The organism is Streptomyces echinoruber (genome assembly GCF_014651135.1).
GTDB lineage: Bacteria > Actinomycetota > Actinomycetes > Streptomycetales > Streptomycetaceae > Streptomyces > Streptomyces echinoruber.
In genome coordinates this window covers 79,772-99,932 of record NZ_BMWH01000008.1, presented here as the reverse complement: position 1 = coordinate 99,932, position 20,161 = coordinate 79,772, and the positions used below count along the sequence as shown (strand labels likewise).

At 73.5% G+C, this 20,161-nt stretch carries 19 protein-coding genes; 7 read left to right on the top strand and 12 right to left on the bottom strand.

Features of this window, described 5'->3' with window-relative positions:
• Nucleotides 1-91 precede the first annotated feature (91 nt).
• From IE225_RS13120 to IE225_RS13095, 6 genes are all read right to left on the bottom strand, one after another.
• Nucleotides 92-814, bottom strand: coding sequence for a Crp/Fnr family transcriptional regulator (locus IE225_RS13120; protein ID WP_190057702.1), 723 nt, complete (start codon nucleotides 812-814; stop codon nucleotides 92-94).
• 739 nt (nucleotides 815-1,553) lie between these two features.
• Nucleotides 1,554-2,639 (bottom strand): lytic polysaccharide monooxygenase auxiliary activity family 9 protein, encoded by a 1,086-nt coding sequence (locus IE225_RS13115; RefSeq protein WP_190057641.1) that lies wholly within the window; start codon nucleotides 2,637-2,639, stop codon nucleotides 1,554-1,556.
• A 387-nt stretch (nucleotides 2,640-3,026) separates the two neighbouring features.
• Nucleotides 3,027-4,154: a glycoside hydrolase family 12 protein gene (locus IE225_RS13110; protein ID WP_190057640.1), complete on the bottom strand. Its 1,128-nt coding sequence runs from the start codon at nucleotides 4,152-4,154 to the stop codon at nucleotides 3,027-3,029.
• 288 nt (nucleotides 4,155-4,442) lie between these two features.
• Complete coding sequence (locus IE225_RS13105) at nucleotides 4,443-5,468, bottom strand: LacI family DNA-binding transcriptional regulator (RefSeq protein WP_190057639.1); 1,026 nt, start codon at nucleotides 5,466-5,468, stop codon at nucleotides 4,443-4,445.
• A gap of 448 nt (nucleotides 5,469-5,916) precedes the next feature.
• Nucleotides 5,917-6,174, bottom strand: coding sequence for a hypothetical protein (locus tag IE225_RS13100; protein WP_190057638.1), 258 nt, complete (start codon nucleotides 6,172-6,174; stop codon nucleotides 5,917-5,919).
• Nucleotides 6,171-7,034 (bottom strand): isocitrate lyase/PEP mutase family protein, encoded by an 864-nt coding sequence (locus IE225_RS13095; RefSeq protein WP_190057637.1) that lies wholly within the window; start codon nucleotides 7,032-7,034, stop codon nucleotides 6,171-6,173. Before IE225_RS13095 ends, IE225_RS13100 begins: the two co-directional genes overlap by 4 nt.
• 215 nt (nucleotides 7,035-7,249) lie before the next feature.
• Between IE225_RS13095 and IE225_RS13090 the strand changes: the two genes are divergently transcribed.
• Both IE225_RS13090 and IE225_RS13085 read left to right on the top strand, forming a co-directional pair.
• Nucleotides 7,250-7,609, top strand: a complete 360-nt coding sequence (locus IE225_RS13090) for a DUF779 domain-containing protein (RefSeq protein WP_190057636.1) — start codon at nucleotides 7,250-7,252, stop codon at nucleotides 7,607-7,609.
• A gap of 75 nt (nucleotides 7,610-7,684) precedes the next feature.
• Nucleotides 7,685-8,929 carry a phosphodiester glycosidase family protein gene (locus tag IE225_RS13085; RefSeq protein ID WP_190057635.1) on the top strand — a complete coding sequence of 415 codons (1,245 nt, stop codon included), beginning with the start codon at nucleotides 7,685-7,687 and terminating at the stop codon, nucleotides 8,927-8,929.
• A 10-nt stretch (nucleotides 8,930-8,939) separates the two neighbouring features.
• Here IE225_RS13085 and IE225_RS13080 read toward each other — a convergent pair whose 3' ends face one another.
• The 5 genes from IE225_RS13080 to IE225_RS13060 form a co-directional block, all read right to left on the bottom strand.
• Nucleotides 8,940-9,134, bottom strand: a complete 195-nt coding sequence (locus IE225_RS13080) for a hypothetical protein (protein ID WP_190057634.1) — start codon at nucleotides 9,132-9,134, stop codon at nucleotides 8,940-8,942.
• Between the two features lie 127 nt (nucleotides 9,135-9,261).
• Nucleotides 9,262-10,221 carry a phosphatidylinositol-specific phospholipase C/glycerophosphodiester phosphodiesterase family protein gene (locus IE225_RS13075; RefSeq protein WP_190057633.1) on the bottom strand — a complete coding sequence of 320 codons (960 nt, stop codon included), beginning with the start codon at nucleotides 10,219-10,221 and terminating at the stop codon, nucleotides 9,262-9,264.
• A gap of 210 nt (nucleotides 10,222-10,431) precedes the next feature.
• Entirely contained in the window at nucleotides 10,432-11,562 is a 1,131-nt protein-coding gene (locus IE225_RS13070) for an acyl-CoA dehydrogenase family protein (RefSeq protein ID WP_190057632.1), read from the bottom strand.
• Complete coding sequence (locus tag IE225_RS13065) at nucleotides 11,559-12,752, bottom strand: acyl-CoA dehydrogenase family protein (protein ID WP_190057631.1); 1,194 nt, start codon at nucleotides 12,750-12,752, stop codon at nucleotides 11,559-11,561. Before IE225_RS13065 ends, IE225_RS13070 begins: the two co-directional genes overlap by 4 nt.
• Complete coding sequence (locus IE225_RS13060; protein WP_190057630.1) at nucleotides 12,749-13,720, bottom strand: NADPH:quinone oxidoreductase family protein; 972 nt, start codon at nucleotides 13,718-13,720, stop codon at nucleotides 12,749-12,751. Before IE225_RS13060 ends, IE225_RS13065 begins: the two co-directional genes overlap by 4 nt.
• Nucleotides 13,721-13,964: 244 nt before the next feature.
• Between IE225_RS13060 and IE225_RS13055 the strand changes: the two genes are divergently transcribed.
• From IE225_RS13055 to IE225_RS13040, 4 genes are all read left to right on the top strand, one after another.
• On the top strand, nucleotides 13,965-15,503 hold the full coding sequence (locus IE225_RS13055) for an ATP-dependent DNA ligase (protein WP_190057629.1): 1,539 nt from the start codon (nucleotides 13,965-13,967) through the stop codon (nucleotides 15,501-15,503).
• Between the two features lie 150 nt (nucleotides 15,504-15,653).
• Nucleotides 15,654-16,118 carry an NUDIX hydrolase gene (locus IE225_RS13050; RefSeq protein WP_190057628.1) on the top strand — a complete coding sequence of 155 codons (465 nt, stop codon included), beginning with the start codon at nucleotides 15,654-15,656 and terminating at the stop codon, nucleotides 16,116-16,118.
• A 67-nt stretch (nucleotides 16,119-16,185) separates the two neighbouring features.
• Nucleotides 16,186-17,571, top strand: coding sequence for an NADP-dependent succinic semialdehyde dehydrogenase (locus IE225_RS13045; protein ID WP_190057627.1), 1,386 nt, complete (start codon nucleotides 16,186-16,188; stop codon nucleotides 17,569-17,571).
• 25 nt (nucleotides 17,572-17,596) lie between these two features.
• The gene (locus IE225_RS13040) at nucleotides 17,597-17,836 is read left to right on the top strand and encodes a DUF6213 family protein (protein ID WP_190057626.1); all 240 of its coding nucleotides are present in this window, start codon (nucleotides 17,597-17,599) and stop codon (nucleotides 17,834-17,836) included.
• Between the two features lie 123 nt (nucleotides 17,837-17,959).
• On the opposite strand, the gene IE225_RS13035 is transcribed toward IE225_RS13040, so the two are convergent.
• A complete protein-coding gene (locus IE225_RS13035) occupies nucleotides 17,960-19,186 on the bottom strand; it encodes an acyl-CoA dehydrogenase family protein (RefSeq protein WP_190057625.1) in 1,227 nt (408 codons plus the stop codon).
• A gap of 208 nt (nucleotides 19,187-19,394) precedes the next feature.
• On the opposite strand from IE225_RS13035, the gene IE225_RS13030 reads away from it, so the two are divergent.
• A complete protein-coding gene (locus IE225_RS13030; RefSeq protein WP_190057624.1) occupies nucleotides 19,395-20,042 on the top strand; it encodes a TetR/AcrR family transcriptional regulator in 648 nt (215 codons plus the stop codon).
• The last annotated feature ends 119 nt before the right edge of the window (nucleotides 20,043-20,161 follow it).

The window sequence follows — 20,161 nt, the reverse complement described above, 5'->3', positions numbered from 1 at the left end:
TGTCGCTTCCCGAAGAGGTGGTCGTCCCGTTCAGCGTCGGGCCCGGGACGCGGGCCGTCTGTAGCCGTTTACACACGGCGGGGAAGAGGTTCTATTCGTGATGGCCGGCCGCGAGGAGCGCGAGCAGGTCCGAATCGACGATCTGCACCGACCGGTTGCCGGTGCGCACGATGTTCTGTCCGCGCAGCAGGCGCAGGGCCTTGGCGACGGCCTCCCGGGTGGCTCCGATCGTGGCGGCGAGCTCGTCCTGGGCCAGCCGCACGACCGGCCCGGCGGACGGGAGGCCCGGGGGTGGATGGCCCGCGGACGGTGTGTAGGGCCCGGAGGGTTCGACCTCGGAGAATTCGATCAGGCGGCTGGCGAGGCGCTGCAGCACGGTGAGCGAGGCGAGCGCGGACCGTTCCTGGTCGGCGCTGCGGAGGCGGAAGGCGAGCTGGCGTATCACCAGACCGCTGACCCGGGGGTGCAGGGCGAGATAGCGGCGGAACGCGTCCCCGGAGATGACCTGGGCCTCTGTCGGGCCCAGCGCGCGGACGGTGGCGCTGCGCGGATGCCGGTCCAGTGCGGCCATCTCGCCCAGCAGTTCACCGGGGCCACGCAGCCCGAGTATCAACCGGGTGGCCCCCCGGTCCATCGCCACGGAAACGGTCACCCACCCCCGAAGTATGATCACGACGTGACTCGACCGGTCACCTTCTGTCATGAGATGGGCATCTGCCGGATACCGCTTCCGGGTGCCGAGTTCCATCACACTCTCGCGCTCTTGGGCCGTCAGAGCGTCCGCGAACGCCAGCTCATTGCCGAGCAGCCCCATGGCCATGCCCCCCGCCGCCGTTCGGATGGCCGTTTTTCGATGGCGATGATGGTGACAGAACGCCGTTTTTCAACGAGTGAATCACGCCATATCACGGATACGGACCAGTAACCCGTTAACGGCCAGGTGGATCGCGGGACCGTGCCACACCTGCGGCCCGCTCCGCCGCCCGGGCGGCGCCGAGCCCCTCGCTCCGCTTCCCGTAGCTCAGGACGACCATGAGGTCAGGCCACCGTCGCGGCGGTGAACCGCGCATATGCGAAATTCGGACCGAGAAGTGGATTTGGCGAGAACTCTGATTTCCGTCGCCGAAGCCTGTAACGCGGCGGCGGTGGTGCCCCGCAGAGAGGCAAAGGGGCGGTGGGTACCGGCGCGGAAACCATGGGGAGGCCAACTCGTCGCGCTCGACGCCCCGTTGAGAGTGAAGCCGGGCGGTGCGTGATCCCGGTCCGGCAGGACGCCGAGGAAGCCTGAGGTCACGGAGGCGTGTGTGACGACGGTCGTGTCGCACTCGGCGGCGAAGGCGGTGGCGCGGGCTCCGTTCCGCTGGACGGCGGCGTCCCACGCTCGACCCGCTCGACCGACCTGCTGCTCATGCGGAGGGCGCGGGCGGCCCGCCGAGCTCGGCGGGCGGTACGAGTGCCGGCGCGACGGGTGCCCCCGAGCGGCCGTCGCGCCGGCACGTCCACGGGCGCCGTGGGCCGGTGCGTTCACGCGCCGCGGCCCACGCGCCCCTGTGCTACGACGTCACGCAAGCGATGGAACCGACGGGCAGGTTGTTGCCCGTCGAGGTCGCCGTGAAGCCGAACGTGACACTGCCGCCGGCGGGCACGACCCGGTTGTAGTCGACGTTCTTGACCGTCACCGTGCCGTCCGCGGCCGTGGACAGGGTGCCGTTCCACACGCTGCCGATCTTCGTGCCGTCGCCGGGCTTCCAGGACACCGACCAGCCGCTCAGCGGCGCGGTGCCGTGGTTCATCACCTCGACGGAGCCCTGGAAGCCGCCACCCCAGGAGCTGGTCACGCTGTACGAGGCCATGCACGAATCCGCCGGCGTGGGCGTGGGCGTGGGGGTCGGGGTGGGCGTGGGGGTCGGCGTCGGGGTGGCCGAGCCACGGATGCCGGTCACCTCGCCGTGGCCGCCGTCGAAGACGACGTCCGAGCAGGAGAAGAAGTTCTCCTGGCTGTCGGAGCGCACCCACTGGATGAAGACCAGCGCGTCACCGGAACGCCCGGAGGGCAGCTTCAGGTCCCAGTAGTAGTGGCCGCCGTCCGTGCCCGGCGAGCCCTGCTGGGGCGGGTTGGTGACCGTCTGGATCAGGTCCAGGTCCGCCCAGCGCAGTTGCGAGGTGGGCGACCAGCCGGGCTTGGTGAGGTAGACGCGGAAGTCGCCCGGGTGCGCGGCCCAGTTGCTGTACTGCACCTGGATCGTGCCGCCCGAGGTCAGGTGGGTCCTCGGCCAGTCGGCGCGGGCGGCGTTGTACGCGGCGAAGTCGTACGGCGACCGGTTGCCGGCGCTGCACAGGGTGCCGTCCGGCACATAACCGGCCCCGCGGCCGCCCGCGTTGGAGTCGAGCACCGCGAACCAGTTGTACAGCGCCGTCGCCCCGCTCTTGGCCAGCGCGTCCTTGCACGCCGGGTTGGTCGGGTCGAGGCTGCCGGTGGCGGTGCGGGCGTCCAGGTAGCACAGGTAGGTGCGCGATCCGGGGAGCATCGCCACCCCGTGCGCCTGGGCGCGGCCCTGGCCGAGAAGGGCCAGGCCGAGCGCCGCGAGCAGGGTGGCGAAAGCCGCCGCCACCGAGAGGAGTCTGCTGCGTCGAGCCACGTTCACTCCTTCCGTCGTTCGTTCTTCCGTGCTCTTCGTCGCCTTTGTCGTCGCCTTTGTCGTCGCCTTTGTCGTCGCCTTTGTCGTCGTCTTCGCCGTTGCCGTTGTCGTCGTCTTCGCCGTTCTTCCGGCTGCTCGTCCGACGTCGCCGCCGTCCGCCGTCGCCCTCGTCACCGGTGCCGTCGCCGCTCCCGGTGACGGGCCGCGGGCTGGAGCCTCCGCCCGCCCGGGGAGGGCGCCGGCCGGGCGGGCGGAGGAGTGCGGAGGGGCGCGGAGGGAGACGGGGTCCGCCCCGTCGGTGCGGGGAAGGGGAGCGGACTCCGGCGGGCCCGTCACAGCGCCACCGCCTCACGGCGTCACGGCGTCACGGCTCGCAGCGCCACCGCGTCACGCGCCGCTGCAGGCCGTCCCGTTGAGGCTGAAGGCGTCCGGCTTGGCGAACGTGCCGCTGTAGGTGCCCTGGAAGCCGAACGTCTGACTGGCACCGGGCGCGATCTGGGAGTTGTGCGCCAGGCCGGTCGCCGTCACGGCTCCCGAGGACGGGGAGACGGTGGCGTTCCAGGCGTTGGTGATCCGCTGCCCCGAGGGCAGGGTGAAGGCGAGCTTCCAGCCGTCCACGGCGGAGGTACCGGTGTTGCTGACCGTGACGTCGGCGGTGAAGCCGCCCTGCCAGGTGCCGGCGGTGTACGCCACCTTGCACGCCAGGGTGCCGCCGGGTCCGCCCGGTGTGCCGCCGCCGGTGTTGACGGTCGAGGAGAAGGAGGTCACCGCGAGACCGGTGCCGTTCTGCCAGGGCTCGAAGCCCGCCTGAACACTCGTCAGATACCAGCTGCTCTGGGCGAGTCCGCGCGAGATCGCCTGGCGGACGAAGTCCATCACGTCGAAGCTCCAGCTGCCGATCGCCGAGGGGGCGACGAAGGACAGCACGTCGTTGGAGCCGTTGCTGCCGGACCAGACCTGCCAGCTGCGGCCGGCGACGGTGGCCGTGCCGACCTGGGAGCCCACCGGCTGGATCGGCCCGACCTTGTTGAACCAGACCATGATCTCCGTCTTGTTCACGCCGTCGGTCCGGGGCGTCGGGTCGAGCCAGATGTCGTACGCGGCGTCGTAGACGGCGTCACTGACGTAGGTGTAGGAGATGCTGGTCGGCGCGCTGGAGATGCCGCTGAGCCGGGCCGGGAGGCTGGTGCCCGGGGAGCAGTTGGTGTAGTGGCAGCCGTTGTAGACCGACGGGTACGACTTGGGGGCTCCGTTGGTGGGCACCGATCCGTCGGCCTGGCTGATGCGGAAACCGGAGTCGGTGACCGTGATGCACTGGGTGGCGCTGGTGCCCCAGCGGTTGTTCTGGACGACGTAGCGGCCCTGGATCGTCGTCGTCCCGTACTGCTCGCAGATCGTGGTGTCCGCTCTCGCCTTCGGGGCGGTGACTCCGAGCGCCGCCACGGCGGCGAGGGCGACGAGCAGTGCGCCGAGCACGCGGTGCACGGCTGTGGGGTGATGCGGTAACGGTCGCATGTGGGGGTCCTCTCGGAGGGAGGCCGGTACGGCGCCTGGACAGTGGGAGCGCTCCCATCCATCGGTTGCCACGGACTGTAGGGAGCACTCCGTGTCCCTGACAAGACGGGAGACGAGAAAGGATCGAAGATTCTTCGAAACCCTAGTTCGCAGCGGGTGCTGATGGGCTGTTACATTGGGCCGAAAGGCTGGGAGCGCTCCCGAAAACGTTCGACAGGAGGCGTCCGGGGGCGTCCCAGGCACGAGAGGGCTCCGGCGGCGTCCACGGTGCGAGAAGCCCGGCAGGGGCTACGGCGCCGAGTCGCGCAGCACGAGTTCCGTGCGGAGGATCACGTGCCGCCAGGCGACGGCCGGCTGCTCCATCTCCTCCAGCAGCAGCCGTACCAGGGCCCGGCCGATCTCCTCCAGCGGCTGGCGGACGGTGGTCAACCGCGGATCGGTGCGCTGCGCCAGCGGGAAGTCGTCGAAGCCGATCACCGCGACGTCGCCGGGCACCCGGCGGCCCGCCGCGCGCAGGGCGGCCAGCGCCCCGGCGGCCGTGGTGTCCGAGGCGGCGAACACGCCGTCGATGTCCGGGTGCCGCTCGAGCAGCTCGGCCATGGCGCGCCGCCCGCTCTCCTCGGTGAAGTCGCTCTCCGCCTCCCAGGAGGAGCGGCTCCGGATGCCGGCGCGGTCCAGGGCCTCCCGGTAGCCGCGCAGCCGGCACTGGGCGACGTACATGTCGAGCGGCCCGGTGATCGTGGCGATCCTGCTGCGGCCGCCGTCGAGCAGGTGGGCGACCGCGGCGCGGGCGCCGCCCACGTTGTCGGCGTCGACGTAGGTGACGCACTCGTCGCCGGAGCGGCGCCCGAGCAGGACGGTGGGCAGCCCGGCCTCGGCGAGCATGTCGGGCAGCGGGTCGTCGGCGCGCACGGACATCAGCAGGGCGCCGTCGACCCGGCCACCGCGCGCGTACTCCACGAACCGCTGCCGCTCGGCGGCCGTGCGGACGAGGGTGAGCAGCAGCTGCATCCCGGTGTCGGTCAGGGCGTCGCTGACCGCCCGTACCGTCTCGGCGAAGAACGGCTCGCCGAACAGCCGCCAGTCCTGCTCGGTCATGGCCAGGGCGACGGCGTCCGCGCGCCGCCCGGCCAGGGAGCGGGCGGCGAGGTTGGGCACGTACCCGAGTTCGGCGATGGCGCGCTGCACGGCGCGGCGTGTCGAGTCCTTCACCCCCGCCGCGTTGTTGATCACCCGGGACACGGTGCCCCGCCCCACCCCGGCGCGGGCGGCCACCTCCTCCAGCGTCGGTGTACCGGGACGCTGCCTGCCCATGACCACCTCCCCCATGAGATCACCGATACTACGGGCACCGGGTCCGCGGGGCCGGGGCGACCGGGCGCCCGTGTCCGGTCATATGGGCGGCGTCCGCGGGGAGTTGGCGGGAAAGAGGGAAAGAGCGGTGACCGCGCGGGTGGCGGCCGGTCGCCGCCCGCGGCCCGGTCCGGCCGAGGGGGCCGCCGCCGCGTTCCCCGCGCCTTCCCGCCCGGCCCTGCGGTGTTCCGCACGGCCGGGCGGGCGCAGCCGGAGACGGCCGGATCCGGTGCCTTCGCTGGGCGGAGTCCGGCCGCCTCGCGCGCCTGCGACGCACGCGGTGCGCCGAACCGGCGCGGGGGCCCGACGACCGGCCGCGTCACGCGTGCGCGACGCACGGGGCCGGGGGCGCGATCCCCGCGTTCTCGAGCGCGGCCGCTTCCCGTGTGCGCGACGCACGGGTCACGGGTCAGCCGCCGTCGTCCCCCGGATGCCCGGCCGTGACGAGGGCCTGCATGAGGTCGACCGCGCTGCCGTCGTGGTCGCTGCCGGCGGTGCCGCTGCCGGTCTGGACGTTGGCCGTGCGGTCGATCTCGAGGATCGAGTCGGCGTGGGAGTTGTCGACGACGGTGATCACACCGTCGGCCGCCGCTGCCGGGGCGCCGGCGGCGAGCAGTGCCGCGGCCAGGGCTCCCGCCGTCCGCAGCCGTGGTGCGGCGGGGCTCACGCGGGCACCTCCTCGGCCTCCGGCCGGCGGCCCGCGATGTTGCGCTCCAGCAGCCGGGTGGCCGCCTGGACGCCGACGCCGTGGCCCGGTTCCACCTCCGGCAGGCGGCCGTCGGCGTGTTTGAGGTCGGTGAGCGCGCGGTCCATCGCCTCGTGGGCGGCGAAGAGGCACGGGGTGCTGTAGATGGCGACGTCCACGCCGAGGGCGGTGAGTTCGCCGAGCGAGAGGCGGGGGGACTTGCCGCCGGCGATCTGGTTGAACAGCAGCGGCTTGCCGCCCACCACCTCGCGCACCCGGCGGATCCACTCCACGCTGCGGATGCCGTCGACGAGGACGACGTCGGCGTCGGTGGCGGCCAGGGCCTCGGCCCGGCGCAGGATGTCGTGCTCGTCCGTGGCGTCCGTGCGGGCCACCACGACCAGCTCCTGACGGGTCGCCAGCACCTTCTCCAGCTTGTGCAGGTACTCGTCGAGCGGCAGCACCTGCTTGCCGTCGGCGTGCCCGCAGCGGCGCGGGCGCTTCTGGTCCTCCAGGATCACGCCGGAGGCGCCGATCCGCTCCAGCCCCTCCACGACGTGGCAGGCGACCTCGGGGTCGACGTACCCGTCGTCGATGTCCACCAGCAGGTGGTGGTGGGGGAAGGCGCCCCGCAGCCGCTGGACGAACGCCACCATGTCCGGCCAGGCGATAAAGCCGATGTCCGGCAGCCCGTAGTACGAGGCGGCGAAGCCGAAGCCGGAGACGAACATCCCGTCGTAGTGCTGAGCCGCGATCGACGCGGAGTACATGTCGAACACGCCGATCAGCGGCGTGGTGCCCGGCCGGCCGATCTGCTCCCGCAGCTTGTTTCCGTGACTCAAGGTCTGGCTCCTCCCATGGGCGAACGCGCGGCATGTGCGGACCGCCTCGACACGGCGGCCCTTTGCCAAGACAAGAGGATCTCTTGGTCCGCGCCGGGACTTCTTCTTGTACGTGCTTTACTCACCTGTTCGGAGCAGCCGGTTCACCGCAGAAACGTCACGGGCCGACCGGTGTGCAACCTGTTCGCAACCTCCCGGATGCTTGCCTGGCCGTCATGTACGAGGAGATCCCGCGCGTCGCGCTCACGCCCGCGGCCGCCGAGCTGGTGCGGCGGCTGCGCGAGGTCCACGGGCCGCTGATGTTCCACCAGTCGGGCGGCTGCTGCGACGGCAGCGCCCCGATGTGCTACCCGGCGGGCGAGTTCCGCACCGGCGGTTCGGACGTGCTGCTGGCGGAGCTGGAGGTCGAGGGGGTGGCCGAGCCGGTGCCGTTCTGGATGTCGCGCAGTCAGTTCGCGGCGTGGTGCCACACCCGGCTCGTCGTCGACGTGGTGCCCGGACGGGGCAGCGGTTTCTCGCTGGAGGCACCCGAGGGGGTGCGTTTCCTGATCCGTTCGCGCGTCGTCGGCGCCTAGACATCCCGCTGCTCCGCGCCGTCTGGTGCACTTCCCCCGATTCCTGCCACAGTTGACGTGACATCAGGGGGTCGTGTGACGCTGCGTCGGAAGCGGTGCGGAAGAACGACGAGCAGGCCGGCGGCCCTCCTGGCCGCCTGTGTCGCGCTGGCCGGTGCGGCCCTGACGGGGGCGGCACCGGCCGGCGCCGTCACGGGCGGCGGCACCGGCATCGCCCCCGGAGTGGTGTACGAGGAGGTCGACGTGCCGGCGGCCGGGGGTGTCGCGCACGCCCATGTGCTCCGGATCGACCTGCGCGATCCGCACGTGCACCTGGGTCTGCTCACCGCGGGCGCGGTGGCCGCGCGGGCGCCGGTGTCGCGGATGGCCGACGCGCAGGGCGCCGTGGCCGGTGTCAACGGGGATTTCTTCAACATCACCGAGAGCCGGCATCCGGGCGTCGAGGCCACGGGCGCGGCGGTGGGACCGGCGATCGCCGCCGGGCGGGTGCTGAAGGGCGCGGTGCCGGCCGGGCAGCGGTTCGGGCCGGCGCTGCCGCCCGGCACCACCACCGAGGAGGTCTTCGGCGTGGGCACCGACCGGCGCGCCCGCCTGGACCGCCTGGCCCTGAAGGGGTCGGTGCGCACGCCCGAGGGGCGGCTGCGGCTCGGCGGGCTGAACCAGTACGCCCTGCCGGTGGGCTCCGTCGGCGCGTTCACCGCGGACTGGGGCGGCGTGTCGCGCGTCCGCGCCACCTGCGGCACCGACACCGACCGGGCGGCGCCGTGCAGCACGGACACCTACGAGGTGACCGTGCGCCACGGCCGGGTCGTCGCGTCCGCCGGCACCCCGGGCAGCGGCGCCGTCGCGCCCGGCACCACGGTGCTGGTGGGCCGGGAGGCGGGGGCCCAGTGGCTGCGCAAACTCGCCGTCGGCGAGCGGGTCTTCGTCCGCTACGGCCTGGTGACCGCGGCCTCCCGCGTCCCGTACCGCTTCGCCCTGGGCGGCTACCCGCTGCTGACCGGCGGGCGGCCGCTGCCGGGTCTGGACGACACCGTGCCGGCCGTGCGCACCGCCGTCGGCATCGCCGAGCAGGGGCGACGCGTGCTGCTGCTCGCGCTGGACGGCGCGCCGCAGTACCGCGGCGGGCTGACCGTGGCCGAGGTGGCGGCCGCCCTGCGGTCGCTGGGTTCCGTCGACGCCTTCAGCCTGGACGGCGGCGGGTCGACGACGCTGGTCGCCCGGGAGCCGGGCGCGAGCGCCGTCACCGTGCTCAATCATCCCACCGGCGGTGCCGAACGCCCGGTGCCGAACGGTGTCGGGGTCTTCTCCGGCCCGTGAGGGCCCCGGCTCAGGGCTGCAGGCTGCTGACGATGCCCGCGGTCGCGGTGAGTCCCTGGTGGATGGTCGGCGCCATGCTCGATCCGGCCAGCAGGAAGCCGAGCAGGACGCAGACCAGGGCGTGGGAGAACTTCAGCCCGCCGCTGCGGACGAAGACCACCACCAGGATCGTCAGCAGCACCAGCGCCGAGATGGAAATCGCCACGTCACCCTCCTCCGCCACGCCGTGACGTCCGATTCACGGCGTTCGGCCGCAAGTGTGGCGTAGCGAAGGGTTCGTCCGGGCGGCTGACTTGTCCTCCGAACGTGTGGTCTTGACGCGGGCAGGGGCGCTACGGCCGTTCGTGTGCGCCGAGGAAGGCCGCCAGGCCGGCCAGGTCGTCGGTGTTGAGGCAGTCCACGCCGGCGGCGAGCAGTTCGGCCCACAGCGCGTCGCGGGCGGGGCCGGGGGTGTCCGGGGTGGCCCAGAAGCGCACCTTCTGCCCGCGGGCGTGCGCCTGCGCCACGATGCCGCGCAGCTTCTGCCGCTCGGCCCCGGGGAAGGCGCCCGCGCCGGGCCAGGTGAAGTTCTGCGTCCAGTTGTCGCTGATCAGGGGGATGAAGGAGGCCGGTGCCGAGGTGCCGAGGTCGGTGAGCCGGCCGTCGTAGAAGGCGCGCCGCACGGCCTGCGCCTCCATCGGCGCGCGGGCGGCGCGGTCGCCGGAGACCACGGCGGTGACCGAGCCCGGGTGGATGCGGCCGTGGGCGAAGGTCGTGAACAGGTGCCGGTAGCGCCGCAGATGGCGGTCGAGTTCCAGGTAGGTCGAGGAGCCCTCGGTCTTGATGTCGATCAGCAAGTGCAGCGGTCGACGCCAACCCCGGTACACCTGGCCGTGGTTGGCGCGGACCAGGGCGGCGAGCGGGTCGAGGTAGAGGGACTCCAGGGTGCGGGCGGGGTCGAGTTCGGCGGGCTCGTGGGCGACGAGGAGCTGGTCGCCGACGAGGTAAATGTCGGCCTCCACGCTGCCGAAGCGGTGGCCGAGGGTGTCGTACAGGGGGTGCGGGTGCTCGTAGTCGTTGTGGGCGTGGGCGCGCCACAGCGGGCGCGGGCCGCGGTGGCCGGTGGCCGCGGACGCGTCGTGGCCGGTGGTCGCGGACGCGTCGGGGCCGGTGGTCGCGGACGTGTCGGGGCCGGTGGCTGCTGAGGCGCCGTGGCCGGTGGTCGCGGAGGCGCCCGTGGCGGGCAGTGCGACGGCGCCGACGAGGGCGGCGCCGAGGGTGGTGAGGGCTCTGCGGCGGGTGGTGAGGGCCATGCTCTGCCTCCCTGGGATGCGGGACGGAACCGGCGGGACTCCCCCGGTCGGGCGCGTTCGGGGAGAGTATGCGGTTCGTTTCGCGCCAAGGGGCCGGTACGCGGGGGAAGTTGGCCGGTCCGCCGACCCGCGTTCACCTGACGGGGCGTACGGCTACGCGAAAGGGCCCGCCCTGCACGGTGCGCGGAACGGGCCCCGGGGGTACGGCGGTTACGCCGGCGGCCGCAGGTCCACCAGCGCGGCCAGCGCCTCCCGGTGGGCGCCGGCGGTGCCGTAGGCGATCGAGTCGGCCTTGGCGCGCTTGAGGTACAGGTGGACGGGGTGCTCCCAGGTCATGCCGATGCCGCCGTGGAGTTGCAGCGCCTCCTCCACGGCGTGGACGGCGGCGGGTGCCGCGTAGGCCTGCGCCACGGCCGTGGTCACGTCGGTGTCCTCGCCGGTGGCCAGCGCGTCGGCGGCGGCGCGGGCGGCGGCCCGCAGGTGGACGACCTCCAGCCACACCTGGGCGAGCCGGTGCTTGAGCGCCTGGAAGCCGCCGACGGGCCGGTTGAACTGCTTGCGCTCCTTGAGGTAGGCGACGGTCTCGGTCAACGCCCAGTCCGCGATGCCGAGTTGCTCGGAGGCGAGCAGTCCGGCGGCCGCGCGCAGAGCGCGCCGGACGGCGGACTCGGCACGGCCCAGACGGCTCGCCCGGGCGCCGTCGAGGGCGACCGCGGCGAGCGGGCGGGTGAGGTCCAGGGACACCTGCGGGGTGACCGTCGCGTCGCCGGCGTCGACCGCGTACAGCGCGCCGTCCTGCGCGGGCACCAGCAGAACGTCGGCGACGGCCGCGTCCGCGACGCCGGTCACCTCGCCGTGCAGCGCGCCGTTCTCCACGCGTACGGCGGGGTGCGCGGCGTCGGCCCCCAGGTGCAGGGGCACGGCGAGGACGCCGATGGTCCGCCCGGACGCCAGCCGCGCCAGCAGACCGACGGCCGCCTCAATCTCTCCGGCCTCCCCGGTTCCCCCGGTCCCCTCGCCGGCGCAGGCCAGCAGCGCCTCGGTGGCGACGACGGCGCTCGTCAGGTAGGGCACGGGCGCGACGAAGCGGCCCAGTTCCTCCAGTACGACCGCCGCCTCGCGGTGCGTGGCGCCCTGGCCGCCCCACTCCTCGGGCACCAGCAGCCCGGCCAGGCCCATGCCGTCGGCGAGGGACTTCCACAGGGCCGGGTCGTACGGGGTGTCCGTCTCGGCGCGGGCCAGCACGCCGGCCGCGTCGCAGTGGTCGGTGAGCAGGTCCCGGACGGCGGCGCGCAGCGCCTCTTCCTCCTCCGAGTACAGCAGGTCGGGGTCGGTGCTCATCGGGCGAGGTCCTTCCAGGCGACGTCCTTGTCGGTGCGCGGCTCGGGCGGCAGGCCCAGGACGCGCTCGGCGACGATGTTCAGCAGGACCTCGCTGGTCCCGCCCTCGATGCTGTTGCCCTTGGCGCGCAGGTAGCGGTAGCCGGCGTCACGGCCGGTGAAGTCCACCAGCTCGGGGCGCCGCATGGTCCAGTCGTCGTACAACAGGCCCTCGGCGCCGCGCAGTTCGACCTCCAGGCCGCTGATCTCCTGGTTGAGGCGGGCGAAGGTGAGCTTGGCCGTGGAGCCTTCGGGGCCGGGCTGGCCCGCGGCGAGCTGCTGGCGCAGCCGTTCGCCGGTGAACCGGGCCACCTCGGCCTCCACCCACAGTTTCAGCAGCCGCTGGTGCAGATCGTGGGTGCGCAGCTCCGGCCGCTCGCGCCAGGTCCGCGCGACGGGGCCGATCATGCCGCCCTCGCGGGGCAGCCGCATGCCGCCGATGGAGACGCGCTCGTTCATCAGGGTGGTCTGCGCGACGCGCCAGCCGTCGCCGACCTCGCCGAGGCGGCGCGCGTCGGGGATGCGCACGTCGGTGAGGAACACCTCGTTGAACTCGGCCTCGCCGGTGATCTGCCGCAGCGGCCGCACCTCGACGCCCGGGTCGGTCATGTCGCAGATGAAGTAGGTGATGCCCTGGTGCTTGGGCACGTCGGGGTCGGTGCGGGCGATGAGGATCGCCCAGCGGGCGAGGTGGGCGCTGGAGGTCCACACCTTCTGCCCGTTGACCACCCAGTCGTCGCCGTCGCGCACGGCCCGGGTGCCGAGCGCGGCCAGGTCGGAGCCGGCGCCGGGCTCGCTGAACAGCTGGCACCACACCTCCTCGCCGGTCCACAGGGGCTTCAGGTAGCGCCGCTTCTGCTCGTCGGTGCCGAAGCGCAGGATCGTCGGCGCGGCCATGCCGAGGCCGATGCCGATGCGCCGCGGGTCGTTGTCGGGGGCGCCGGCGGCCTCCAGTTCGGCGTCCACGACCGCCTGCAGGGAGCGCGGGGCGCCGAGTCCGCCGAGTCCCTCCGGGTAGTGGACCCAGGCGAGGCCGGCGTCGAAGCGGGCGCGCAGGAAGTCCAGGCGGCTGGTTTCGGCGGGCGGGTGTGCGGCCAGCAACTCGGCGGTGCGGCGCCGGAGTCCGGCTGCGTCGAGGGGGCGGTCCGTCATGCTGCGGCTCCCTTGTGAAGGACCACGGCGATCCGGCCGGTGGTCACGCCGTCGGCGACCCGCTGCACGGCCTGCGCCGCGTCGGCGAGCGGCACCCGCTCGCTGACCAGCGGCCTGATCGCGCCGCGGGCGGCCAGCTCGGTGAGCTGTTCGTGGCAGTGCCGGACCAGCTCGGGGTTCTTGGTGGTGTACAGGCCCCAGTGCAGGCCGAGGATCGAGTAGTTCTTGACCAGGGCGTGGTTGAGCGCCGGGCTGGGGATGGACCCGCTGGCGAAGCCGACGACCACGATCCGGCCCTCGAAGGCGACGGCCTTGGCGGACTGGGCGTAGGCCTCGCCGCCCACCGGGTCGTAGACCACGTCGGCGCCGCGGCCGCCGGTGGCCTCCTTCACCGCGGCGATCACGTCCTCGCCGCGCCGGTCGATCACCACGTCGCAGCCCAGCTTCCGCGCGACGTCGGCCTTCTCGGGACCGCCGACGACGCCGATGACGGTGGCGCCGGCCGCCTTGCCGAGCTGCACGGCGGCGCTGCCGACCCCGCCCGCGGCGGCGTGCACCAGCAGCGTCTCGCCGGCTTCCAGGCGGGCCCGGCGGTGCAAGCCGAACCAGCCCGTCTGGTAGCCGATGTGCAGGGCGGCGGCCTCGGCGTCGTCGAGGGCGTCGGGCGCGGGCAGCACGGTGGCGGCGTCCGCGACGGTGTACTCGGCGAAGCCGCCGTGGGGCAGCGCCGGGGTGGCGATCACCCGCCGCCCGTCCTCGGTCTCGGCGCACACCTCCACGCCCGGTGTGAACGGCAGCGGCGGCCGCACCTGGTAGTGGCCGCGGCAGAGCAGGGCGTCGGGGAAGTTGACGTTGGCGGCGCGTACCCGCAGCAGCACCTGTCCCTCGCCGGGCACGGGCCGCTCGGTCTCGCCGAGGCGCATCACCTCGCTCGGCTCGCCGTTCTCGTGCACCTGCCATGCCTGCATACGGGGCCTCCACGGGACGCGTCGTCGGACCGGGCTCCGCTGCATACTAAGCGGTCGCTTGCCGTCCCGGCCAGCGTCGCGTACGTCACTTCCGCCGGGGCCGCGCCCGCACGTGCGTCCGCTCCCCCTGCGGCCCGAACAGACTGCCGTACGGGGCCGTCCCCGCGCGCCCCCGCTGAGCGCGCGGGGCGGCCGTACCGAACGCGCAGGTGTGGGGGGCGGCCCCGCGGTGCACTCTGACTGCATGCTGCTGTCCCGGCTGGCCCAGGTGTCCCGGGAGATCGCCGCCACCTCGGCGCGGTCCCGGAAAATCGCCCTGCTCGCGGAGCTGTTCCGGGAGGCGGACGCGGCGGACGTGCCGGTGGTCATCCCCTACCTCGCCGGGCGGCTGCCGCAGGGGCGGCTCGGGATCGGCTGGAAGGTGCTGGGCCGCCGGGTCGCCCCGGCCGCCGGGCCCCGCCTGACGGTGCGTGAGGTGGACGCCCGGCTCACCGAGCTGGGCGGGGTGTCCGGCCCCGGCGCGCAGGCCGAGCGCGCCCGGCTGGTCGGGGAGCTGATGGGCGCGGCCACCGAGGAGGAGCAGCGGTTCCTGATCGGCCTGCTCACCGGGGAGGTGCGGCAGGGCGCCCTGGACGCGGTCGCCGTCGAGGGGCTGGCGCAGGCCACGGGCGCACCGGCGGACGCGGTGCGGCGGGCGGTGATGCTGGCCGGTTCGCTGCCGGCGGTGGCCGAGGCGCTGCTCGGCGAGGGCCCCGGCGCCCTGGACCGCTTCCGGCTCACCGTGGGCCGGCCCGTGCTGCCGATGCTGGCGCACAGCGCGTCCTCCGTCGCCGAGGCGGTGACCAGGCTGGGCGCGTGCTCGGTGGAGGAGAAGCTGGACGGCATCCGCGTGCAGGTGCACCGGGACGGCGACACCGTGCGCGTCCACACCCGCACTCTCGACGACATCACCGACCGGCTGCCGGAGGTCACCGCCGCGGCGCGGGAGCTGCCCGGCGAGCGGTTCGTCCTGGACGGCGAGGTGATCTCCTTCGCCCCCGACGGCCGGCCGCGCTCCTTCCAGGAGACCGCCGGGCGCGTCGGCTCCCGGGTGGACGTGGCGAAGGCGGCGCGCGAGGTGCCCGTCTCCCCCGTCTTCTTCGACGTCCTCGGCGTCGACGGCCGCGACCTGCTCGACCTGCCCTTCACCGAACGGCACGCGGAGCTGGCGCGGCTGGTGCCGGAGCCGAGGCGGGTCAGGCGCACGGTCGTCTCCGGCCCGCAGGACGTGGCGCGGGCCGAGCGCTTCCTCGCCGAGACGCTGCGGCGCGGCCACGAGGGCGTCGTCGTCAAGGCCCTCGGCGCCCCCTACAGCGCGGGCCGGCGCGGCGCCTCCTGGCTGAAGGTCAAGCCCGTGCACACCCTCGACCTGGTGGTCCTGGCCGCCGAGTGGGGGCACGGCCGCCGCACCGGCCGGCTGTCCAACCTCCACCTCGGCGCCCGTACCGCCGACGGCGGCCACGCCATGCTCGGCAAGACCTTCAAGGGCATGACCGACGCGATGCTGGCCTGGCAGACCGAGCGCCTGAGGGAGCTGGCCGTCGACGACGACGGGCACGTGGTCACCGTACGTCCCGAACTCGTCGTCGAGGTCGCCTACGACGGCCTGCAGCGCTCCCCGCGCTACCCGGCCGGCGTCACCCTGCGCTTCGCCCGCGTGGTCCGCTACCGCGAGGACAAGCGTCCGGAGGAGGCCGACACGGTGGAGTCGCTGCTGGCCGCCCACCCGGACGTCGCGCCGTGAGGGAGACCGGGGAGGAGGGCCCGGGAGCGGCCTGGGAGGCGCCCGAGTGGAGAAGACCGCGAGGGAGCCCGGACGGAGGAGACCGTGAAGGAGCCCGGGCGGAGAAGACCGCGAGGGAGCCCGGGTGGAGAGGACCGTGGAGGAGGCCGGGTGAAGGAGATCCGCAGCGCGGGCCTGCTGCTGTTCCGCCGTACCGGGGACGGCCTGGAGGTGCTGCTCGGCCACCTGGGCGGCCCCTACTTCGCCCGGCGCGACGCGGGCGCCTGGACCGTGCCGAAGGGCGAGTACGACGCCGACGAGCCCGCCTGGGACGCGGCGCGCCGCGAGTTCCGGGAGGAGCTGGGGCTGGAGCCGCCCGAGGGGGAGGCCGTGCCGCTGGGCGAGGTGCGGCAGGCCAACGGCAAGATCGTCACGGCGTGGGCGGTGGAGGCCGACCTCGACCCGGCGGCGGTCGTTCCCGGCACCTTCCGCATGGAGTGGCCGCCCAGGTCCGGGCGCGTCCAGGAGTTCCCCGAGCTGGACCGGGTGGCCTGGTTCGGCCTGGAGCGGGCCCGTGAGGTGATCGTCAAGGGGCAGAGCGCGTTTCTCGACCGGCTGGCGGAGCACTCGGCCTAGGCGGAGGTGCGGTACGGCGTACCGCGCCGGAAGCCCGAGGGACAGCCCGCTGCCAGGGAGGTCAGCCATGCCCATCGCGACGGTCAACCCGGCGACCGGCGAGACGCTCAAGACGTACCAGGCCATGGACGAGCAGGAGATCGAGCGCCGGCTGGAGCTCGCCGAGGCCACCTTCCGCACCTACCGCACGACGGGCTTCGCCGAGCGCGCCCGCCTGCTGAACCGGGCCGCCGACCTGCTGGAGGAGGACCAGGAGGAGATCGGCCGCGTCGTCACCACCGAGATGGGCAAACCGATCCGGCAGGCCCGCGCGGAGGCGGTGAAGTGCGCCAAGGCGATGCGCTGGTACGCCGGGCACGCCGAGGAGCTGCTCGCCGACGAGACGCCCGCCGACGCCGACGTGCGCGACTCCGGCGCCTCGCGCGTGGTGGTGCGCTACCGGCCGCTCGGCCCGGTGCTCGCGGTGATGCCGTGGAACTTCCCGCTGTGGCAGGTGGTGCGGTTCGCCGCCCCCGCGCTGATGGCGGGCAACGTCGGGCTGCTCAAGCACGCCTCGAACGTGCCGCAGACCGCCCTGTACCTCGAGGACCTCTTCCACCGGGCGGGCTTCCCCGAGGGCTGCTTCCAGACCCTGCTGATCGGCTCGGCCGCGGTCGACGACGTCCTGCGCGACGAGCGCGTCAAGGCGGCCACCCTCACCGGCAGCGAGCCCGCGGGCCGGGCGGTGGCCTCCACCGCCGGGGAGATGATCAAGAAGACGGTGCTGGAGCTGGGCGGCAGCGATCCCTTCGTCGTCATGCCCTCCGCCGACCTGGACCGGGCCGCGCGGGTCGCGGTGACCGCCCGCTGCCAGAACACCGGGCAGTCCTGCATCGCCGCCAAGCGGTTCATCGTGCACGACGACGTCCACGACGCCTTCGCCGAGCGTTTCGTGGCGGGCATGAAGGCGCTGCGGGTCGGCGACCCGATGGACGAGGAGACCGAGGTGGGGCCGCTGTCCAGCGAGCGGGGCCGCGCCGACCTGGAGGAGCTGGTGGACGACGCGGTGCGCGGCGGCGCCACCGTGCTGTGCGGCGGCGAGCGGCCCGACGGGCCCGGCTGGTACTACCCGCCGACCGTGCTGTCCGGCATCACCCGTGAGATGCGCATCCACCGGGAGGAGGCGTTCGGGCCGGTCGCGACGCTGTACCGGGCGGCCGACCTGGACGAGGCGGTGCTGATTGCGAACGACTCGCCGTTCGGCCTGAGTTCGAACGTGTGGACCGGCGACGAGGCCGAGGCCGACCGGTTCATCCGGGACCTGGAGGCGGGCGGCGTGTTCTTCAACGGGATGACGGCCTCGCACCCGGCGTTCCCCTTCGGCGGGGTGAAACGGTCGGGCTACGGGCGTGAGCTGTCCGGGCACGGAATCCGCGAGTTCTGCAACATCACCACGGTTTGGCACGGAGCGTGACCCTTCCGCGGTTACGATCCCCTTCGTGAACCGCGAAGTGACTCTCCCTCTGATCGTCGACGACCGCGGCACGTTGCAGGTCGCCGCGGCCGACGTGAGCAAGCTGCTGCGCACGCTGGGCGGCCGGTGGGTGCGCCTGGTGGAGGCCGGGCAGGACGGACTGGACGAGGACACCGTCGCGGCCCTCACCATCGAGCTCGCCAAGCTGGCCGACCGGATCGACGTGGCCTGCATCGCCCACAGCAGCGGGGCCGTCTCCGGCTAGGGACGCCACTCCCCTGGCACCGTTCGCCGGGCCGGTCCCGGGGTCGGCGCCCGGCGGGCGCCGGCCGTGCGGCCCGGGACCACGCGCGGCCCGGGACCACCGGGCCGCGCCGGGACCACTCGTCTAACGGATCTGCATGCCCGAGATCGTCCGGGAGATGACCAGGCGCTGGATCTCGCTGGTGCCCTCGAAGATGGTGTAGATGGCGGCGTCGCGGTGCATGCGCTCGACCGGGTACTCGCGGGTGTAGCCGTTGCCGCCGAGGATCTGGATGGCCTGGGCGGTGACCTGCTTGGCGGTCTCGCTGGCGAACAGCTTGGACATGGAGCCCTCGGCGGCGGTGAAGGGCTTGCCGTTGACGGCCATCCAGGAGGCGCGCCAGACCAGCAGGCGGGCGGCGTCGATCCGGGTGCGCATGTCGGCGAGCTGGAAGGCGACGCCCTGGTTGTCGATGATGGGGCGGCCGAACTGCTCGCGGGTCTTGGCGTAGTCGAGGGCGACCTCGTAGGCGGCCCGGGCGGTGCCCACGGCCATCGCGCCGACGGCCGGACGCGAGGCCTCGAACGTGGCCATCGCGGCGTTCTTCACGCGCTCGCCGCCCTGCTTGACCCGCTCGCGGGCGCGGGCCAGGCGCTCGTCCAGCTTCTCCTTGCCGCCGAGCAGACAGGAGCCGGGCACGCGGACGTTGTCGAGGATGACCTCGGCGGTGTGCGAGGCGCGGATGCCGTGCTTCTTGAACTTCTGGCCCTGCGACAGGCCGGGGGTGCCCGGCGGAATGATGAAGGAGGCGTGGCCCTTGGCGCCCAGCTCGGGGTCGACGACGGCGACCACGACGTGGACGTTGGCGATACCGCCGTTGGTGGCCCAGGTCTTGGTGCCGTTGATCACCCACTCGTCCTTGGCCTCGTCGTACACCGCGCGGGTGCGCATCGCGCGCACGTCGGAGCCGGCGTCGGGCTCGGAGGAGCAGAAGGCGCCGAGCTTGACGTCGTTGGCGTCGCCGTACATCTGGGGGATCCAGGTGCCGATCTGCTCGTCGGTGCCGTTGGCGAGGACGCCCACCGCGGCCAGGCCCGTGCCGACGATGGAGAGCGCGATGCCGGCGTCGCCCCAGAACAGTTCCTCCATCGTCATGGGGATGCCGAGGCCGGTGGGGTCGAAGTACTGCTGGGCGTAGAAGTCCAGGGAGTAGATGCCCACCTTGGCGGCCTCCTGGATGACCGGCCAGGGCGTCTCCTCGCGCTCGTCCCACTCGGCGGCCGCGGGCCGGATCACGTCGGCGGCGAAGCCATGGAGCCAGTCGCGGACCTCCTTCTGCTCGTCGTTGAGCTCCATGGTGAACTCGGCCATGTCCCCTCCAGCGGCGCGGGTGCTGCGTCCGTACGGCGTCTGCGTCCCGTACGGTGTTACTTAAGGTAACACCGAGTCTGTTACCGGCCGGTAGGGAAAGTCAACTCCCGACGGCGCCCCCGACAGCCCGCCGCCTGCCCGGCGCCCCGGGCGCCGTCAGTGTTAGTTTGCGCAGGCGTCACCGGATCAGCACGGTTGGGGAGAGCACATGAACACCACGCAGCGGACCGACCAGCAGACGTCTGCCGAGCGCCGGCGGCGTGAGCTGCTGGAGGCCGCCGACCGGGTGGTGCTGCGCGACGGGCCGCAGGCCTCGATGAACGCGATCGCCGCGGAGGCGGGGATCACCAAGCCGATCCTCTACCGGCACTTCGGCGACAAGGGCGGCCTGTACGCGGCCCTGGCCAAGCGGCACACCGACGCCCTCCTCGACTCGCTGCGCGCGGCCCTGGACGCCCCGGCGGACCGCAGGGAACGCGTGGAGTCCACCCTGGACACCTACCTGGCGGCCATCGAGGCGCGCCCGCAGGTGTACCGGTTCCTCATGCATCCGGCGGAGGGCAGCGCCGCCCAGGGCGACCAGGGCTTCGACGTCGGCAAGCACTCCGCGCCGCTGCTGCGCCGCATGGGCGAGGAGCTGGCCCAGGTCATCGAGGAGCGCCTGGACCTGGGGCCGGACACCCGCCGGCTGGCGCGGGTGTGGGGGCACGGGATCGTCGGCATGATGCACGCGGCCGGTGACTGGTGGCTGGGCGAACGGCCCTGCTCCCGGCAGGAGCTGGTGCGGAGCCTGGCGGACCTGCTGTGGGGGCGGCTGGCCGCGGCCGGCGACAGGATGGGCGGGCCGGGTTTCTGAGTCCGGGCCGGACGGGGCTTGCGGCGCGGACGGGTGAGGTTTCCGGCGCGGACGGCCGGAACTCCCGGCGCGGGCGGCCGGAACTCCCGGCGCGGGCGGCCGGAACTCCCGGCGCGGGC

Excerpts from the sequence above, each read along its gene's own strand:
- IE225_RS13105 (WP_190057639.1), bottom strand. The coding sequence starts at position 5,468 with ATGGGCAGGCAGCGTCCCGGTACACCGACGCTGGAGGAGGTGGCCGCC.
- IE225_RS13110 (WP_190057640.1), bottom strand. The coding sequence starts at position 4,154 with ATGCGACCGTTACCGCATCACCCCACAGCCGTGCACCGCGTGCTCGGC.
- IE225_RS13090 (WP_190057636.1), top strand. The coding sequence starts at position 7,250 with ATGTACGAGGAGATCCCGCGCGTCGCGCTCACGCCCGCGGCCGCCGAG.
- IE225_RS13035 (WP_190057625.1), bottom strand. The coding sequence starts at position 19,186 with ATGGCCGAGTTCACCATGGAGCTCAACGACGAGCAGAAGGAGGTCCGC.
- IE225_RS13030 (WP_190057624.1), top strand. The coding sequence starts at position 19,395 with ATGAACACCACGCAGCGGACCGACCAGCAGACGTCTGCCGAGCGCCGG.
- IE225_RS13065 (WP_190057631.1), bottom strand. The coding sequence starts at position 12,752 with ATGACGGACCGCCCCCTCGACGCAGCCGGACTCCGGCGCCGCACCGCC.
- IE225_RS13120 (WP_190057702.1), bottom strand. The coding sequence starts at position 814 with ATGGGGCTGCTCGGCAATGAGCTGGCGTTCGCGGACGCTCTGACGGCC.
- IE225_RS13045 (WP_190057627.1), top strand. The coding sequence starts at position 16,186 with ATGCCCATCGCGACGGTCAACCCGGCGACCGGCGAGACGCTCAAGACG.
- IE225_RS13060 (WP_190057630.1), bottom strand. The coding sequence starts at position 13,720 with ATGCAGGCATGGCAGGTGCACGAGAACGGCGAGCCGAGCGAGGTGATG.
- IE225_RS13075 (WP_190057633.1), bottom strand. The coding sequence starts at position 10,221 with ATGGCCCTCACCACCCGCCGCAGAGCCCTCACCACCCTCGGCGCCGCC.
- IE225_RS13070 (WP_190057632.1), bottom strand. The coding sequence starts at position 11,562 with ATGAGCACCGACCCCGACCTGCTGTACTCGGAGGAGGAAGAGGCGCTG.
- IE225_RS13055 (WP_190057629.1), top strand. The coding sequence starts at position 13,965 with ATGCTGCTGTCCCGGCTGGCCCAGGTGTCCCGGGAGATCGCCGCCACC.